At 60.9% G+C, this 17953-nt stretch carries 13 protein-coding genes and 1 tRNA gene; 9 read left to right on the forward strand and 5 right to left on the reverse strand.

Annotated features, from left to right (window positions below; genetic code table 11):
- Positions 1 to 18: 18 nt before the first annotated feature.
- Positions 19 to 483 (reverse strand): hypothetical protein, encoded by a 465-nt coding sequence (locus ABD919_RS01280; protein ID WP_345233065.1) that lies wholly within the window; start codon positions 481 to 483, stop codon positions 19 to 21.
- Positions 484 to 587: 104 nt separating this feature from the next.
- Entirely contained in the window at positions 588 to 1811 is a 1224-nt protein-coding gene (clpX, locus tag ABD919_RS01285; RefSeq protein ID WP_345233067.1) for an ATP-dependent Clp protease ATP-binding subunit ClpX, read from the reverse strand.
- Between the two features lie 230 nt (positions 1812 to 2041).
- Between clpX and ABD919_RS01290 the strand changes: the two genes are divergently transcribed.
- From ABD919_RS01290 to ABD919_RS01305, 4 genes are all read left to right on the forward strand, one after another.
- Positions 2042 to 6148, forward strand: a complete 4107-nt coding sequence (locus ABD919_RS01290) for a two-component regulator propeller domain-containing protein (protein WP_345233069.1) — start codon at positions 2042 to 2044, stop codon at positions 6146 to 6148.
- 203 nt (positions 6149 to 6351) lie between these two features.
- Positions 6352 to 7011 carry a GNAT family N-acetyltransferase gene (locus tag ABD919_RS01295; protein ID WP_345233071.1) on the forward strand — a complete coding sequence of 220 codons (660 nt, stop codon included), beginning with the start codon at positions 6352 to 6354 and terminating at the stop codon, positions 7009 to 7011.
- Positions 7012 to 7066: 55 nt separating this feature from the next.
- Positions 7067 to 7615: a DUF6252 domain-containing protein gene (locus ABD919_RS01300; protein WP_345233073.1), complete on the forward strand. Its 549-nt coding sequence runs from the start codon at positions 7067 to 7069 to the stop codon at positions 7613 to 7615.
- Positions 7616 to 7740: 125 nt separating this feature from the next.
- Positions 7741 to 8544 (forward strand): hypothetical protein, encoded by an 804-nt coding sequence (locus ABD919_RS01305; RefSeq protein ID WP_345233074.1) that lies wholly within the window; start codon positions 7741 to 7743, stop codon positions 8542 to 8544.
- Between the two features lie 160 nt (positions 8545 to 8704).
- Here ABD919_RS01305 and ABD919_RS01310 read toward each other — a convergent pair whose 3' ends face one another.
- From ABD919_RS01310 to ABD919_RS01320, 3 genes are all read right to left on the reverse strand, one after another.
- Positions 8705 to 9418 (reverse strand): ClpP family protease, encoded by a 714-nt coding sequence (locus ABD919_RS01310; RefSeq protein WP_345233076.1) that lies wholly within the window; start codon positions 9416 to 9418, stop codon positions 8705 to 8707.
- Positions 9419 to 9566: 148 nt separating this feature from the next.
- Entirely contained in the window at positions 9567 to 10889 is a 1323-nt protein-coding gene (gene tig / locus ABD919_RS01315; protein ID WP_345233078.1) for a trigger factor, read from the reverse strand.
- 102 nt (positions 10890 to 10991) lie between these two features.
- A tRNA-Leu gene (locus ABD919_RS01320) sits at positions 10992 to 11073 on the reverse strand.
- 318 nt (positions 11074 to 11391) lie between these two features.
- Between ABD919_RS01320 and ABD919_RS01325 the strand changes: the two genes are divergently transcribed.
- From ABD919_RS01325 to ABD919_RS01345, 5 genes are all read left to right on the forward strand, one after another.
- A complete protein-coding gene (locus tag ABD919_RS01325) occupies positions 11392 to 13605 on the forward strand; it encodes a RelA/SpoT family protein (protein WP_345233080.1) in 2214 nt (737 codons plus the stop codon).
- A 15-nt stretch (positions 13606 to 13620) separates the two neighbouring features.
- Positions 13621 to 14319, forward strand: a complete 699-nt coding sequence (locus tag ABD919_RS01330; RefSeq protein ID WP_345233081.1) for a hypothetical protein — start codon at positions 13621 to 13623, stop codon at positions 14317 to 14319.
- 143 nt (positions 14320 to 14462) lie between these two features.
- Entirely contained in the window at positions 14463 to 14996 is a 534-nt protein-coding gene (locus tag ABD919_RS01335; protein ID WP_345233083.1) for a Fur family transcriptional regulator, read from the forward strand.
- Positions 14997 to 15074: 78 nt separating this feature from the next.
- Entirely contained in the window at positions 15075 to 15425 is a 351-nt protein-coding gene (locus ABD919_RS01340; RefSeq protein WP_345233085.1) for an STAS domain-containing protein, read from the forward strand.
- An 87-nt stretch (positions 15426 to 15512) separates the two neighbouring features.
- Complete coding sequence (locus ABD919_RS01345) at positions 15513 to 16781, forward strand: adenylosuccinate synthase (protein WP_345233086.1); 1269 nt, start codon at positions 15513 to 15515, stop codon at positions 16779 to 16781.
- The last annotated feature ends 1172 nt before the right edge of the window (positions 16782 to 17953 follow it).

The raw sequence follows: 17953 nt of genomic DNA on the forward strand, positions 1-17953 counted from the left end.
TATTTCCAATTAGGCCCTCTAGCCATCAAAACACACCCCTGCCTGGGGCGTACTGTCAATCATGCTGATGGTTAGCATATGGTTTTCGTCGTGTACGGTTTCAAACGACCATTCCCATTCTACTGGTGACGCACCGAGCTCTGGAATGGACAAGCCCACCAGCCAGAACTCAGTGGCAAAGTCCTGAATTTTAAAGTCTGGTTTCCAGTTTTGAAACTCGTCTTCCAGCACTGGAATAAGGGCACTGCGCAGGGTCAAATAGTCCTGCTCAATTTTCTGGAAGAAGGCCTGTTGCTTCTCCGTGGGGCCGTCCGGGCCGGCATCAATTGCGCAGCTTACGTTACGACTAGTCGGCTCAAAGCACAAGCTCTCAGTACGCCAGCTCGTTTGCCGGTTCTTACCATATGTTTTCTGTCTGAGCGTGCCAAAAACCTTGTCCTCAATGGTTATAGGCTTGTCGAATAAAAAAGAAAAGAAGCCCATAGAATGAAGTGCTTGGCTGTATGCCCAACAAAAATGGGAAGCCCGGCCCAAACCGAACTTCCCACTACCAGATACTGACTACTCAGTACCGAAAATAAAGCCTGCTACGCCGCCCGCATGTGCCGCAGCGGCGACTTCTCAAACTTGCTGCGGGCATAGCTCAGGCTGATGGTCAGCTCGTCCGAGTCGGCATCCGAGGGCATCTCGAACATGGCGTCGGTCATAATGCTTTCGCAGATAGAGCGCAGGCCGCGGGCCCCGAGGCGGTACTCGTCGGCTTTCTCCACGATGTACTCCAGGGCCTCGTCGGTAAAGGTGAGGTCGATGTTCTCCATGTGGAACAGGCGCTTGTACTGCTTCACCAGCGAGTTCTTAGGCTCGGTCAGAATCAGGCGCAGCGTGTTGCGGTCCAGCGGGTTGAGGTGGGTGAGCACAGGCAGGCGGCCAATGAGCTCGGGGATGAGGCCGAAGCTCTTGATGTCCTGGGCCGACACGTAGCGCAGGAAGTTCTGCGTATCCACCTGCTCGTCGAGGTTGGTTTTGGCAAAGCCCAGGGGCTTGGTGTTCAGGCGGCCCTTGATGATGCGGTCGAGCCCGCTGAAGGCGCCACCGCAGATGAAGAGGATGTTCTCGGTGTTTACCGAAATCATCTTCTGCTCGGGGTGCTTGCGCCCGCCCTGCGGCGGCACGTTGATGCTGGTGCCTTCGAGCAGCTTCAGCAGGGCCTGCTGCACGCCTTCGCCGCTCACGTCGCGCGTGATGCTGGGGTTGTCGCTCTTGCGGGCAATCTTGTCGATTTCGTCGATGTAGACGATGCCGCGCTCGGCGGCTTCGAGGTTGTAGTCGGCCGCCTGCAGCAGGCGGGTGAGGATGCTTTCCACGTCTTCGCCCACGTAGCCGGCTTCGGTGAGCACGGTGGCGTCGGCAATGCAGAAGGGCACCTGCAGGATTTTGGCCAGCATGCGGGCCAGGAAGGTTTTGCCGGTGCCGGTTTCGCCCACCATGATGATGTTGGACTTCTCAATCTGCACCTCGTCGTCCTGGGGCTTCTGCATCAGGCGCTTGTAGTGGTTGTACACCGCCACGGCCATTACGCGCTTGGCTTCGTCCTGGCCTACCACGTACTGGTCGAGGTGCTCCTTGATGGCCCGGGGCTTGATGAGGTTGAAGCGCGGCGTGGTCGCGGCATTCTGCATCTTGGTTTCCTCGCTGAGGATGTGCTGGGCCTGCCCCACGCACTTTTCGCAGATATGAGCATTGATGCCCGATATCATCACAGCCACTTCGCGCTTGGGCTTATTGCAAAAGGAACAGGTTATTTCAGCCACGGAACAAAGAGTGCGAAAGGGTGGGAGAGGTTGCGTTTTGGCAAAACGGACTCAAAGGTACGACAAGTGCAACGTTGGATGCACACCAAATGGTGTCCAAACCAGATAAGACGCCTGAAGTTGGCCCGGCATGACTCCGCTTGCCAGCGCTTTATTAGATTTATGCAATAATTTGAAGTACAATTGCGGAGTCAGCCCCTTGGGTTGCTATTGCTTAGCTTAAGGCCGTCGTGAAAAGCCTGTTGCGCATCCTGTGTGGTTTACTTGTGTGGCAGCTGGCCGCCCCGCCCGCCCGCGCCCAGACCCTGGCCCTGCACCGCTACACCACCGCCAACGGCCTGCCCCAGACCATTGTCTACTCCATCTGCCAGGACCAGCGCGGGCAGCTTTGGGTGGGCACCCAGGGCGGTGTGGCTTCGTTCGACGGCCAGCAGTTTCGCACCTACGACGGCCGGCAGGGCCTGCCCGACAACCACGTGCGGGCCGTGGCCGCGGCGCCGGACGGCACCATCTGGCTGGGCCACGAGTACGGCGGCCTGTCGTGGCTGCGCGCGGGCCGCATTCGGGCCTGTCGCCTGCCGGCCCTGAAGCTGCCCGGCCACATCCGCAGCCTGCACCCCACGGCCAGCGGCACGGTGTGGGTGGCCACGGCCGGCCAGGGCCTGCTGCGCGTGCAGTGCGGTCCCCGCGACACGCTGCTGGCCCGCATCGGCCTGGCCCAGGGGCTGGCGTCCGATTCGGTAAACTTTGTGAAGCCGGGCCCTTCCGGCCAGCTCTGGGTGGCTACCACTCGTGGCCTGCAGGCCCTGGAGGCGGCCACGGGAAAGGTGCTGCCCGCCACTCGCCTGCTGCCGCCGGAGCTGAGCCGGCAGGGCGTGAATAGCTTTTTTAAAGTCAGCGACACCTTATTCTGGTGTGCCACGCCCAGCGGCCTGCTGCGGCTGAGCCGCGGCCGCGGCGCCTGGCAGACCCGCCGCTACACTGTAGCCGACGGCATCTGCGACAACCTGGTGCTGAGCGTGGTGCAGGACCGCCGGGGGCAGGTGTGGGCCACCACGTCCGAGGGCCTGTGCCGGGCCCCGGCCGCCAGCGGGCGCTTCACCTGCTTTGCCGGGCAGCACGCCTTCGACAGCGACCAGGCCCACGACCTGCTGGAAGACCGGGAAGGCAGCCTGTGGATTGTCGACGACAACGGCCTGGGCCAGCACCTGGCCGACGAGCGGTTTATGCAGTACGGGCCGGCCGACGGATTGCCCGACAACGAGGTGCACGCCATCCTGAAAATCCGGGACGGCGAGTACTGGGTAGGCACCCGGCTGGGCATTGTGGCCCTGCACACGGCCTCGCCGGGCCAGCAGCTGTTTGAGCCCGTGCCGCTACCGGGCGGCCCCGAGGGCCGCTTTGTGCGCTGCCTGCTGCGCGACAGCCGGGGCGGCATCTGGCTGGGCACGCTGGGCGAAGGCGCCCTGCGCTACGAGCCCCGCACCCGCCGCTGGACGTCCTACAACCACGTGCCGGGCCTGCGCAGGCAGCGCATTGCCAGCCTGGCCGAAGACCGGCGGGGACGTATCTGGCTGGCCACGCGGCAGGCAGGCGTGACGGTGTTCGACCCCGCCACCGGCGCGTTCACTACCTACAACAAGCAGCAGAGTGGCCTGGGCAGCAACAGCTTCTGGAAAGCTTTCCGCGACCACAGCGGCCAGCTCTGGCTGGGCTCCGACGATGCCGGCCTTATCCGGGTGGATACCGAGCACGACACCTTTCGGCGGGTGGATGGGCAGCCGGGCCGCCTCAGCGTGGGCTCCATCAGCGAAGACCAGCAGGGCCGGCTCTGGCTGGGCAGCATCGGCGCCGGCCTGCTGCGCTTCGAGCCCCACACCAGCCGCCTGCGTGCCTACGGCCTCGAAACCGGCCTGCAAACCCTCAACCCCTACTTTGCCCAGTGCGACAGCGCCGGCCACGTCTGGCTGGGCACCAACCGGGGGCTGGACTGCTTCACCATTGCTACGGCGAAAGCCGTGAGCTACAGCCTGGCCGAAGGCTTCGCGGGCCTGGAAACCAACCAGAATGCCGTGCTGCTCGACCAGGGCAACCAGCTCTGGGTGGGCACTGTGAACGGCCTCATGCACTACAACCCGGCCCTGGCCCACGCCAACCGGGTGGCCCCCCAAACCCAGCTCACAGGCCTGCGCGTGGCTTTCCGGGACACCACGCTGCTGGGCGGAATGGCGCTGCCCTACCGGCTCAACACCGTGGCGTTCGACTACATCGGCGTAAGCCTGACCAACCCCGGCAAGGTGCGCTACCAGTACCGCCTGCTGGGGTTCGACGACGACTGGGTAGGCCCGCTTTCCGCCACTTCGGCCACTTACACTAACCTGCCGCCCGGCAGCTACACCTTCGAAGTGAAGGCGGCCAACAACGAAGGCGTGTGGAATAGCCGGCCCGCCTCCTTTGCCTTTACGGTGCGGCCGCCCTGGTGGCGCACCTGGTGGGCCTACCTGGCCTACACCGGCCTGTTTGGCCTGGCCCTCTACACGGTGCGCGCAAACACCCGGGCCCGGGAGCGGCAGCGCGCCGACCGCCAGCTCGAGCGCCAGGCCCTGCAGCACCTGCAGGAGCTCGACCGCGTCAAAACCGACTTCTTTACCAACGTCAGCCACGAGTTTCGTACGCCGCTGACCCTGATAATGGGGCCGGCCGAGGAGCTGGCCAGCGAAGCGCCCGACGCCAGCACCCGCGAGCGCAGCGGCCTCATCCTGCGCAGCGCCCGCAAGCTCTTACGCCTCATCAATCAGCTGCTCGACCTGAGCAAGCTCGAAGCCGGTGCCTTGCAGCTCCAGCCCAGCGCCGGCGACCTGGCCGCCTTCGTCCGGCAGCTAACCGCCTCCTTTGCCTCCCTGGCCGAAAGCCGTGAGATTACGCTGACCAGCCAGGTTCCAGCTCAGCCCCTGCCTTTTGTGTTTGATGCCGCCAAGCTGGAAGATGTGCTGACCAACCTGCTGGCCAATGCCTTGCGCTTTACCCCGGCCGGTGGGCAGGTTAGCGTAACGCTACAAGAAACGCCGGCCACGGTGGTGGCGCCGGCCGGGGGCATTTGCCTGCTAGTTCACGACACCGGGCCGGGTATTGAGGCCCAGCACCTGCCTCACCTGTTCGACCGGTTCTACCAGGTGGCGCCGGCCACGGCTGCGGCCCCGCGCACCGGCACGGGCATTGGCCTGGCCCTGGTGCGCGAGCTGACGGAGCTGCACGGCGGCAGCGTAGCCGTGGAAAGCCAGCCGGGTGCGGGGGCCACCTTTACCATTCACCTGCCCCGCCTGCTGCGCGCCACCGATGCCGCCGCAGCCGAGCCCACCCTGCCGCCGGCCGAAGACTGGCATAAGCCGGGTAGCGCTGCTTCCGATGCCACGACGCCCGACGCCGGGCTTATCCTGATAGTGGAAGACAACGACGACGTACGCCAGTACGTGCAGGCCACGCTGGCCCCCGCCGGCTACCGCCTGCTGCTGGCGGCCGACGGCCTGGCGGGCCTGGCCCAGGCCCGCGCCGAGGTGCCCGACCTGGTGGTGAGCGACGTGATGATGCCCGGCCTGAACGGCTACGAGCTGTGCCAGCAGCTCAAAACCGACCCGGCCACCAGCCACATCCCCGTGGTGCTGCTCACGGCCAAGTCCGGGCCCGATGCCCGGCTGGAAGGCCTGGAAACCGGCGCCGACAGCTTCCTGCCCAAGCCTTTCAACCCCCGCGAGCTGCGGGCCCAGGTGCGCAACCTGCTCAGCCTGCGCAGCAGCATTCAAGCCCGCTTCAACCCGGTCCCGGCCGCTAAGCCGGCGGCCCCGGCAGTGCCCGAAGCTCCTGCGGGGGCCGAAGATGATGCCCTGACTCCAGTACCCGGCGGCAGTGCCGCTGCGGTAGGAGGGGAGCGGCCCCCAAGCCTGCTGGTCGACCCCCTGGCCGCGCATGAGGCCGCCGTAGCGGCGCTGCCTTCCCTCGACCAGGAGTTTTTGCGGCGGGTAAATGAGTCGGTGCTGCGCCACCTCGACGACGAGGAGTTTGGCGTCGACCAGCTGGGGTCTGACGTGGCCATGAGCCGTACCCAGGTGCACCGCAAGCTGAAGGCCCTGACCGGGCAGTCGCCGGGTGAGTACATCCGCACCACGCGCCTGAACCGGGCGCTGGCCTTGCTGCGGGCCCGGGCCGGCACGGTGGCCGAAGTCTCGTACCAGGTAGGCTTTGGCAGTCCCACGCATTTTTCCACGGCCTTCTCCAAGCACTTCGGCTATCCGCCCAGCGCCGTGGCCAAGCAGCAGCTGCAGGACCAGGCCGGAGTATGAGCCCGGCCAGCGCAGTCTTCAAACCCCATCGGCACTTGGCCGCTGGGGTTTTTTTCTGCCTTTCTGCCTGCCGCGCCGCCCCTGGAACAAAATCAAACGAATGTGCAACACCGATGAATGGCCATCGGCAGCCGGGCAGGCTTCCTTTGCCAGCAGCAAACAGCACTTCCTTCGCCCTTTGCCTCAGCTTGTTGCTCACGCTCATGTCCGAAGCCCTCACTCTTCATTTCAGCCAGATGCTGGCCCCGGCTACCCCGGCCCGCCACCTGGAGGCCGACGATATGCCGTGGGCCACGGAGCTCCTGATTGCCGCCCTGACCGAGCACCCGGTCATGCGCTACATCTGCCAGGGCCCGGCCGAAGCCGAGCAGAAGCGGTGGCTGCTGCAGGGGCTGCTGCGGTTTGGAATGCGGTACGGCACCGTCTATGCCAATGCTGGCCGCACGGCGCTGGCCATCTGGCTGCCGCCCGGGCGGGTGGCCATCACGCCGGCCCGCCTGCTGCGGGCCGGGCTGCTGCCGGCCGCCCCCTGGCGCCTGGGACTGGCCGGCTTTAAGCGCCTGCGCCGCCTGCTGCGGGCCAGCAGCTGGCTACGCCGCCAAAGCCTGAGCACGCCCCATCACCACCTGCTGGCTTTGGTGGTGCATCCCGATGCACAAGGCCTGGGCGTGGGCCGCCGGCTGCTGCTGGCTACCCTGGCGGTGCGCCGGACAGCCCAGGCTCCCAGCTACCTCAGCACCCAGGTGCCGGCCCACCTGCCTTTCTACCAGCGCCTGGGCTTTCAGGTAGTGGGCCACTGCTCGGTGGGGGAGGGCCCCACCGCCCTTATCGACTGGGGGATGCTTCGTACCCCGCGCGCATAGCTGAATGGCTTGACTTTAAAGAAAATTGATTGAGCACATCCACCATTTCTTACCTATGAAAACCTCATCTCTCCTCCTTTTCGCCGGGCTGCTAGGCGTGGCAGCCTGCTCAAAAGACAAGTCCGACGCCCCCCAGCCGGCGCCCGGCAGCGCCAACAGCGCCGGCAATGTGCTGAGCGCCACCGTGGGCAGTAGCCCTTTTCAAGCCAGCGGCACTTCCGATGTCGACGGCACCCGGGTGGCCGTAATGTCGCCCGACGAAGGCCCGGCCCGGCTGGTGCTGCGCGGCCGCAGCGGCAACAACGACATCACCCTCAGCCTGGTGCGGTTTACCGGCACCGGCACCTACACGGTGCTGCCCGCCGGTCCCAACGTGGCCTCCTACTCCGAGGGTACCAGCAGCGCAACCTCCTATAACTCTCAGTTTATGCCAGGAACTGCCGCCGTGGGGCAGGTAGTGGTCACGAGCTGGGACCCGGCCACCCGCCGCATTCAGGGCTCCTTCAGCTTTAGCGGCCGCCCCCGCATCTCCAGTGGCAGCTACGGCCCGGTGCAGCAGGTAACGGCTGGCTCGTTCACCGTCAGCAATGTCTTCTCATTTTAGAAAGTGGCCTAACCAAGCCCCTGGCCGACAACTCCACTGATGGGGACAAGGCCAAAAACTGCCGCATCAAGCTGGTACGGCGCCAGCCCTTCTTCCATTTTCTGCTATCACCTCTCCTTCTCAAGATGATGAAACTCCATACCTCAATTTGCACGGCTGCCCTGCTGCTCCTGGGCGCCTGGCAGCCTTTGGCAGCCCAGTCCACCACCAAAAGCCCAAGCAAGGCGGCCGACTGGCCCGCTGCCAAACCAGCGGCCCGGCCTGCTGCCAAGCCCGCCGCGAAGCCCGCCGCCAAACCTGCCGCTAAGCCTGCCGCCAAACCAGCTGCCGCTCCTGCTAAACCAGTGGCTACTCCTGCACCCGCCCCGGCACCAGCGGCTGCGGCAGTGCCGCCTCCTGCCGCCACTTCCACCACCCGGGCCGTCGTAGCCGGCCCCTTCGGCGTTGGCAGCAGCGCACTAAACCTCGGCATTGGCTTGGGCAGCCGCTACGGCTACGGCGCCGGCTATTTCGGGGGCAGCTCCTCCGTCTCCCCAGCCTTCAGCCTGTCTTACGAGCGGGGCTTCCGGCAGCTGGGGCCGGGCGTGCTGGGACTGGGCGTATTTGCCGGCTATCAGGGCGCCAGCTACGATTTAGGGGGCAACGACAAAATCAAGTACAGCGACGTCATCGTCATGGTGCGCGGCGCCTGGCACTACCCCGTTACCCCGCAGTTTGATGCTTATGGCGGCCTGGGCCTCGGCATCCGCCGCGGTGCCGTATCCTACTCCGGCCCTTTCTTCTCCGATTTGGCTTCCAGCAGCTACACCGAATTCACCAACGGCCTGTTTGTCGGCGGCCGCTATTTCTTCAGCGAAAGCTTCGGCGCCTTCGCGGAGGCTGGCTACGACCAGACCTTCCTGAAAGTAGGCCTTAGCCTCAAGCTCTGATTCCAGAACCGGCCTAAAGCATCAATAAAAAAAGCCCCTGCCGCAAAGCAGGGGCTTTTAAAATTAACGACTAACTACAGGTAGTCGTCTACAACCGAAGGTCAGCGAAGCCAAAATCCGTGTCAAACGAAGTTCGGCGTAGCCAATCCGTGGTTCAGACTTACTTGGCCGCCGGCTTCTTTTCCAGCACTTCGTCAATCAGGCCGTACTCTTTGGCTTCGTCGGCACGCATCCAGTAGTCGCGGTCGGAGTTGTCGTGGATTTCCTGGTAGGTCTTGCCGGTGTGCTGGGCCAAAATGTCATACAGCTCCTTCTTGAGCTTAAGGATTTCGCGGGCCGTGATTTCAATGTCCGACGACTGGCCTTGCGCGCCACCCGAGGGCTGGTGAATCATGACGCGGGCGTGGGGCAGCGCCGAACGCTTGTCCTTGGCCCCGCCGGCCAGCAGCACGGCGCCCATGGAGGCCGCCAGGCCGGTGCAGATGGTGGCCACGTCGGGGTTCACATACTGCATGGTGTCGTAAATGCCCAGGCCGGCATATACCGAGCCACCGGGCGAGTTGATGTAGAGCAGAATGTCTTTCTTGGCGTCTACCGACTCCAGGAACAGCATCTGCGCGGTCAGGATGTTGGCGATGTAGTCGTCCACGGCCGTGCCCAGGAACACGATGCGGTCCATAATCAGGCGCGAGAACACGTCGATTTCGGCGAAGCGCGTGGGGCGCTCCTCAATCACCGAGCGGGTCATGCCCGTGGGCAGCATCAGGCCGGAGCGCACCTGGCCTTCCACGTGGTTCAGGTACTGGTCAACGCCCAAACCGCTCAGGCCTTGGCCTTTCACGGCAAACTTGCGGAACTCTTGTTTATTCAGCATGGGTAAGAAAAATGAAACGCGGGCCCTTGCCCACGCGGTTAGGTAAGCAGAAGACGGACGAAGCAAAGTAATGTTGCCCCCAGGCAACAAAAAAGCCCTTACCGCCAAAGTAAGGGCTTTTTAAATCAGTAGCGCTGGGCAGCTGAGATTAGCTGTGCAGCGTCCGGAATTCTTCGGCCGTTACGGGCTTGTCCGTAACAACAACTTTGCCGCGCAGGTTTTCGAGCACTTTCTCTGCCAGAATGGCTTCATACTCGCTGATGTAGAGCTTGCCGTTGTCCTGGCGCAGCTGCTGGTCGGCGAAGTTGCGCATGGACTCGCGCAGCTCCTCGGGCATGTTGGGCATGTTGAACTGGGCGGCAATTTTGTCCATGGTGCGGTCCATGATTTCCTCGTTGCTCACCTTCAGGCCGGTTTCTTCCACCACCTTGTTGCGAATCATGCTCCACTTCAGCTCCTTCTCGTAGTCGCTGTAGTGCTGCTCCACCAGCTCGGGCGTGAGCTTGCCTTCGTTGGCGCGCACCAGCCACTTCTTGAAGAACTCCGTGGGCACCTTGATGTCGACGGTGTTCACCAGCTGGTCTACCAGGCGGTTGTTGAGCGAGCCCTCGGCTTCGCGGTCGTAGTTCTGCTGAATTACCTCGCGCACCTTGGCGTCGAACTCCTCCTGGCTTTTCACCGCCTCGGGGCCGAATACCTTGTCGAACAGCTCCTGGTTCATCTCGGGAGCGGCCGTGCGGTTGATTTTCTCCACGCTCAGCACGTAGTCGCCGCTGGCTTCGGCAGCTTCGGCCTTGCTCAGGCCGGAGAAGGCGGCAATGGCCGAGGCGTCGCCGCCGAAAGCCTTGCTCAGGTCAAATGTCAGCGAGTCGCCGGCCTTCACGCCGATGAACTGCTCCTGGCCTTCCGTCACCTTGTTGATGGGCAGCAGCACCATGCGGCCTTCGCCTTCCTCGTCGGCCTTCTTCAGCTTGCCGAACAGGTAGTCGCCGGCTTCCGAAGCCTCGGGGTTGGTGGTTTCGCCAAACTGACGGGTAATCTGCTCGTTGGTCTGGGCCAGGGTCTCGTCGTCGATGCTCACCTGGTGGCGCTCCACTTCGATGCCGGTGGGCAGCTCGAAGTCGGGCAGGAAGCCCAGCTCAAACTGGAATTCGAAGTCCTTGTCGGTGTCGAAGTCCACGTTGCTGGGTACGGGCAGGGGCTCGCCCAGCAGCTTGATGTTGTTTTCCTTGATGTAGCCGTCGACGGCCTTGCCCAGCATCTTGTTGATTTCCTCAGCCATGATGCCTTTGCCGTACATCTTGCGGACCATTCCGGCGGGTACTTTGCCCGGGCGGAAGCCCTTCACCTGGGCGCGCTTGGTGTATTCTTTGATTTGCGACTCCACCGTGGGGGCATAGTCGGCCTCGGTCAGTTGTACGGTCAGCAGCCCGGTCAGCTGCTCGTCGTTGCGGTCCAGCGTAATGTTCATCTAGAGAAAGTTGCAGGGCCGGCACAAGCAAGCCCTCAGCAGGTTGAGGTGGTAAAAAGAAGCCCCCAACCGCAAAGCTGAGGGCCATATCAAACTAAAAAGTGCGGATAGAGGGACTCGAACCCACACGCCTTGCGGCACCAGATCCTAAGTCTGGCACGTCTACCAATTTCGCCATATCCGCATGACTCCGCCCAAAGCCGGTTGCTATGGGCCCGCAAAGGTAGGCAAACAGGACACAAAATCAAACCGTAGTGCAAAGGCCGGAGTAAGCCCAAGGGTGGGAGGGCCGTGGATGCTCTAGGAGTAAAATGAACGTCATGCTGAGCGGAGCGCAGCGGAGTCGAAGCATCTTTACCACGAGAGTATACCAATCGAAAAATTTACTGCTGCGGGCAAGATGCTTCGACTCCGCGGACGCCAGATGAGCATGACGCTCATTCTCGTTGTTCTCGTAATCAAAAACGACCTTTTCCCCGCGCCGTTTGTTACTTTAGTCCTTATGCCACCCGTTATCTCCCCCGAAGCTGAGCGTCAGGAAATCCTGCGCCACTACCGCAAGCTGCTGCGCACGGCCAAGCCTTACCTGAAGGATGGCGACGCCAAGCTGATTAAAAAGGCTTTCAATACCTCCCTGGAAGCTCATAAGGAAATGCGCCGCAAGTCCGGCGAGCCCTACATCCTGCACCCGCTGGCCGTGGCCCAGATTGCCGTGGAGGAAATCGGGCTGGGCACCACCAGCATCGTAGCGGCCCTGCTGCACGACGTGGTGGAAGACACCAGCTGGGAGCTAAGCGACGTAGAGCGGGAGTTCGGCACCAAGGTGATGCGCATCATCGACGGGCTGACCAAGATTTCCGGGGTGTTTGAGTACGGCACCAGCGAGCAGGCCGAGAACTTCCGCAAGATGCTGCTGACGCTCAGCGAAGACGTGCGCGTGATTCTTATCAAGATTGCCGACCGCCTGCACAACATGCGGACCCTGGACTCCATGCCGCGGCACAAGCAGCTCAAGATTGCCTCCGAGACGCTGTACCTGTACGCGCCCCTGGCCCACCGCCTCGGCCTCTATACTATAAAGAGTGAGCTGGAAGACTTGTACCTCAAGTTTACCGACACCGAAACCTACAACGACCTCAAAGCCCGCGTGCGGCAGAGCCGCAGCGCCCGCAACCGCTTTATCAAAGAGTTTGTGCAGCCCATCGAGGACGAGCTCAAGGACCAGGGCTTTGAGTTTGAAATCAAGGGCCGCCCCAAAAGCATCTACTCCATTCTGAAGAAGATGCGCAAGCAGAACATCACCTTCGACGAGGTGTACGACCTGTTTGCCATCCGCGTGATACTGGACGTGCCGCCGGAACAGGAAAAGGCCGCCTGCTGGCAGGTGTACTCCATCGTCACCGACTTCTACCAGCCCAACCCCGACCGCCTGCGCGACTGGGTGAGCACGCCCAAGGCCAATGGCTACGAAAGCCTGCACACCACCGTGATGAGCCGTGCCGGGCAGTGGGTGGAAGTACAGATTCGCTCCCGCCGCATGGACGACATTGCCGAAAAAGGCTACGCCGCCCACTGGAAGTACAAGGACACCGGCAGCATTCAGCCCGAAAGCACCCTCGAAGCCTGGGTGAACAAGGTGCGCGAGATGCTGGAAACCAACAACTCCAGCGCCCTGGAGTTCATGGACGAGTTCCGCCAGAACCTGTTCGTGAAGGAAGTGTACGTATTTACGCCCAAGGGCAAGCTGGTGATTTTGCCCGACAAGGCCACGGCCCTGGACTTTGCCTTCGACATTCACTCCCACATCGGCCTGCACTGCATCGGAGCCAAGGTCAACCAGAAGCTGGAGCCCTTCAGCTACCAGCTGCGCAACGGCGACCAGGTCGAAATCCTGACCTCGCAGAAGCAGCGCCCCACCCAGGAGTGGCTCAGCTACGTCATCACCACCAAGGCCCGCAGCAAAATCAAGGACTTCCTGCGCGACGACAAGCGGGCCAAGGCCGAAGACGGCAAGTACATCCTGGAAAAGCGCCTGGAGCTGATTGGCGTGAAAAACACCCCGGAAAACTTTAACCGCCTGCTCGCTTACTTCAACGTGGCCTCCGCCCAGGAATTTTACTACCGCCTGGCCATCGGGCAGGTAGATGGGCGCGACATCCGCGAGTCCTTGTTTGCCGAAAACACCAACCGGGTGCCCTCGGTACTTGAGCCCAAGAAGTTCGACCACGAAGTGCAGAAAATCCGCGGCGTGCGCTCCGACATGCTGGTGGTGGGCGAGCACACCGACAAGTTCAACTACAGCATCGCCCGCTGCTGCAACCCCATTCCCGGCGACGACGTGTTCGGCTTCGAAACCGACTCGGGCATCATCATCCACCGCACCAGCTGCCCCCGTGCCGTGGATTTGATGTCGAATTACGGCAACCGCATCATCCGGGCCAAGTGGACCGAGCAGCTGGAGCTGGCCTTCCTGGCCGGCATCCGCATTAAGGGCTCCGACCGGGTAGGGCTGGTGAACGACGTAACGCGCATCATCTCCAACAGCCTCAAGGTAAACATGCGCTCCATCACCATCGACGCCAACGACGGCATCTTCGAAGGCCAGATTCTGGTGTTCGTGAACGATACCGACCACCTCAACAAGCTCATCCAGCGCCTGAGCAAGGTCAACGGCGTGCTGCAGGTGGAGCGGTTCGACTCCGGCAAGATGGGGTAGGGGAGAGCGGCGCTTATGATAACGAAAACAGCCGTTTCCGTTTGGTTTAGCTATAATTTCGATTGGGATGTTTGGGCCCGCCAGGCACGTGGAGCAGAAAAGGAAGCCTTAACCTCTGACGATTGGGGTCGCATCGGCCGCTACATCGATGCGATACGCCTCGACCGGCTGGGCCAGCTCACGGCTGACGAGCGAGATGCCGCCGATGCCGAGCTGCGGGCGCACTGCAGCAGCGACGAAGTATGCGCCCACTTAATCCGGGGGGTAGGAGAGCACCTGGATTATCATGCGAAAAAGCCAACCCTGAGCATGCGCATTAAGGGTTGGCTCTTTGACCTGTTTCTTTCAGGGTTATGGATAACTGCAAATGGGGTGCGTTGGCTGGTGGTGCTACTTGTGATAGCGCTGCCCCTGGGAGGACTTGCTTGGCTTACAATATGGTCGTCGCCCTCCAAGCAGATGGTTGAGCTGGAAGTACAGGATATGCTTTACGCCTGCGAGCCCTGCAACCGGTTCCGGGTGCTGGCGGTGCATACCGCGCCACGCCACGAGCTACTGGGAAAGGACGTGGACATCAAGCTGCGAGGTGAGCCCCTGGGGCCAGACTACCCATACGCAGATGCTGACCAACAACAAACTCGGTACCGAATATTTGGCTCGGTGGGCTGGTTGGGCTACACCGTTCACGCTGACAGTGTGCAGAAATTGCCATAAGTGCGTCTGCTCAATCTATATCTGTGTTACCATGCGTTCAGTACGGCCAACGGCCTCTAAAACCCCTGACCCGCGAACCGGTTATCTTTGCTTTCGCGTTCCGACGCCTACCCAATCTATTGCCTTCTCTTATTCCTCCCGCTATGTCTGCTAACGCCGAAGCTGCTTTCCAGCCGGCCCCGGTGCCTACCTCGGCCGAAACCCGGGCCGCGGAGGTGCTGGCTGAAGTAAAAAAGATTTTTACGGCCCACCTCGAAAACAAAGGCCTGCGCAAAACCGGCGAGCGGTACGCCATCCTCGAAGAAATCTACGCCCGCTCCGGCCATTTCGACGTCGACGAGCTGTACGCCGACATGAAGGCCCATGGCCTGCAGGTGAGCCGCGCCACGGTTTATAATACGCTCGACCTCTTGGTAGAGCAAGGCTTGGTGAGTAAGCACCAGTTTGGCCGCAACCTGGCCCAGTACGAGAAAAGCTACGGCTACCGCCAGCACGACCACGTCATCTGCACCGAGTGCCACAAGGTGGTGGAGTTTTGCGACCCACGCATCCACGGCATCCAAACCATGGTGGGCGAGCTGCTGAACTTCCATATCTTGCACCATTCCCTAAATTTGTACGGCATCTGCGGCGACTGCCGCGCCCAGGCCGCCGCCCGCAACAACGTTCCCAGCTAACCCAAAACCACCCCGTATGCTCCCGTCAGGCTCCCCCTCCCCAGCAGGGGAGGGGGCCGGGGGGTGGGGCTGCACCACATGACTATAACCAGCTCCGTCCAGGACGGCATCCTGCTCATCCGCCTCAGCGGCGACCTCATCGGCAGCCCCGATACCCAGCAGCTCCTTCAATCTGTAAACGAGCACCTCGGCGAGTCCGTCACCAACTGCGCCGTCGACCTCTCCGAAATCCGCTACATCAATAGCACGGGCATTGGCGTCCTCGTCTCGCTGCTCACCAAGTTCCGCAGCCGCGGCGGCGAGATGATACTCATCAACCCCGCCGACCACCCCAAGAAGATGCTGGCCCTTACCAAGCTGAACAACATTTTCTCGGTAGCGCCGGACGAAGCCGCCGCTCGCCAGCAACTCGTTCCAGCCGCCCAGTAGGGCGGCTGTTTTTTTTGTAACTCACTCCATTTTCTTCCATTCACCAAAGGCTAACAGCCAACAGCTATTAGCTAACAGCTTAAAATAATGCCCGTAGACGTACTAGTAGGCCTCCAGTGGGGCGACGAAGGAAAAGGAAAGATTGTCGACGTACTCGCCCCCACCTATGATGCTGTAGCCCGCTTTCAGGGCGGCCCCAACGCCGGCCACACCCTCACCTTCGACGGCCTCAAGCACGTCCTCCACCAGGTGCCGAGCGGCATTTTTCACCCCCATATTATTAACGTGGTCGGCAATGGCGTCGTCCTCGACCCAGTGGTGTTCCGCCAGGAGCTGCAAAAGCTCACCGATAGGGGAGTAGACTGGTCCCGCAACCTCTACATCTCCAAGAAGGCCCAGCTCATCCTGCCCAGCCACCGCGCCCTCGACCGCCTGAACGAAGAAGCGCGCGGCAGCACCCGTATCGGTAGCACCCTCAAAGGCATCGGCCCCACCTATTCCGACAAGATTGGCCGCGTTGGCCTGCGCGTAAGCCACATCCTGCTGCCCGATTTCGAGCAGCGCTATAAGGAAGCCGTAGCCCAGCACGCGGCCATTGCAGGACATTATAATAAGGAGTTGCATATCGAAGCCGAAGAAGACGCTTTCTTCTCCGCCGTCGAGTTCCTGCGCACCCTCCAGCTCACCGACACCGAGTTTTTGCTCAACGACCTGCTTCGCCAGGGCAAGCGCGTCCTCGCCGAAGGTGCCCAGGGCTCCCTGCTCGATATTGATTTCGGCACCTATCCCTACGTCACCTCTTCCAGCACCATCGCGGCCGGCGCCTGCACGGGCCTTGGCATCGCTCCCCAGCACATCGAGAAGGTATACGGCATCACCAAAGCCTACTGCACCCGCGTGGGCAGCGGCCCCTTCCCCACAGAGCTCGCCGATGAAGTAGGCGAGCAAATCCGCCAGGCCGGCCGCGAGTTCGGCTCTACCACCGGCCGCCCCCGCCGCACCGGCTGGATAGACCTGCCCGCCCTGCGCTATGCCATCATGCTCAACGGCGTCACCGAGCTCCACCTCATGAAAGCCGACGTCCTCGACGACTTCACCGAAATCCGCGCCTGCACCCATTACCGCACTGCCACCGGCGAAGTCACCCCCAACCTGCCCGACCCCGGTGAGCTGCAAAGCGTCACCCCCGAGTACGTCACCCTCCCCGGCTGGGCCACCAGTTTAACCCAGGTTACTGATGCCGCAGCTTTTCCTGAAGCCCTACAAGCGTATCTGGCCTTCTTGGAGAAGGAGCTACAGGTACCGGTACGAATTGTTAGTGTTGGGCCGGATAGAGTGAGTACGCTCTTCCGCTAACAGCGCCATTTCAAAAAGTGCCCAAGCTTCCTTCAAAGAAAGCCTGGGCACTTTTCCTTTTAGCTGCTACTCACAAAGTCACTGTATGACTGACAGCAGGCTCATTCGTTCGCCACATCAGCTAGGCCTTGATAACTCCTGGAGCTCTTGGTCGAATTGCTCACGAGTACAAACCTTAACCAGCGCTTCCAGCATTGAGGTAGTCCCACCGGCCGCGGCACTCCATTCATGTGCTTACTATTTGAATAGGAAACTACTGTCAATTAAGCCTCGCTAAATCGGTGATAAAAGGCTTTTGCATGGCTGTGAGATAGTTATCCATTCGCCAGGCTAGAGAAACTCTTTATGAGACAGACTTAACTGTTCGAATTGTCTTTTTAGCCAAAAAACAACTGTTCCGATACCGCAAATTTTTTTGCCGCCATTCTCAGTTACTTACAACCCTCACTGCAGTTATTTCGTAAGCCTCCCCTTGCCCAGCGAAAAAGTCCTTCTACCTTTGCAGTCCCAAATCGTCAAACGGACTACGGGGTGCCCACACCGCAAGGCTTGAGCAGTTTTTTGGAAACACCGGAACTCCTGGGCTTGCAGCTTTGTCTTTAACCCGGGACAGATAGGAAAGTGCTGGTCAACCAAAATAAAATAACGGGTACGGAACTTCAGGAAAGCAAGACTTGTCTTGTCTCTCGTGCTGCCGACCCAGGAGCCTCGGAAAAAAAGTTTTTCGAAAGTTCTTGGAAAGTAAAAAAGCTCAACCGTACCTTTGCAGCCCGCTTCAATCGGAAGCAGCTAAGCTTGAAAACCGAAAGCAAAAATCATCAAAAATTTTTCGCTTAAAAGTTGACAAGTTAAAAAGTTTTCTTACCTTTGCACTCCCAAAACGAACAGGGCGCTGCAACAGCAACGAAAACAGGGTTTGAAAATAGCCCGCACTGTTACTTCAAATGGAAGTAACACACGTTCTTTGAATGACGGAAACAAACAAAATAGTAAGAAATTTTACTGACAAGTATTTCTTCGGAAATCACATGTAAGTAAGGTGACAAGCGAAACGAATTAAACGATAACGTCAATACGTGAGCAAGGTCAGCACTCGACATCAGCTAGTCTTCGGGCTAGTGTAGAACATTATACAATGGAGAGTTTGATCCTGGCTCAGGATGAACGCTAGC

The organism is Hymenobacter saemangeumensis (assembly GCF_039541835.1).
Classification (GTDB): domain Bacteria; phylum Bacteroidota; class Bacteroidia; order Cytophagales; family Hymenobacteraceae; genus Hymenobacter; species Hymenobacter saemangeumensis.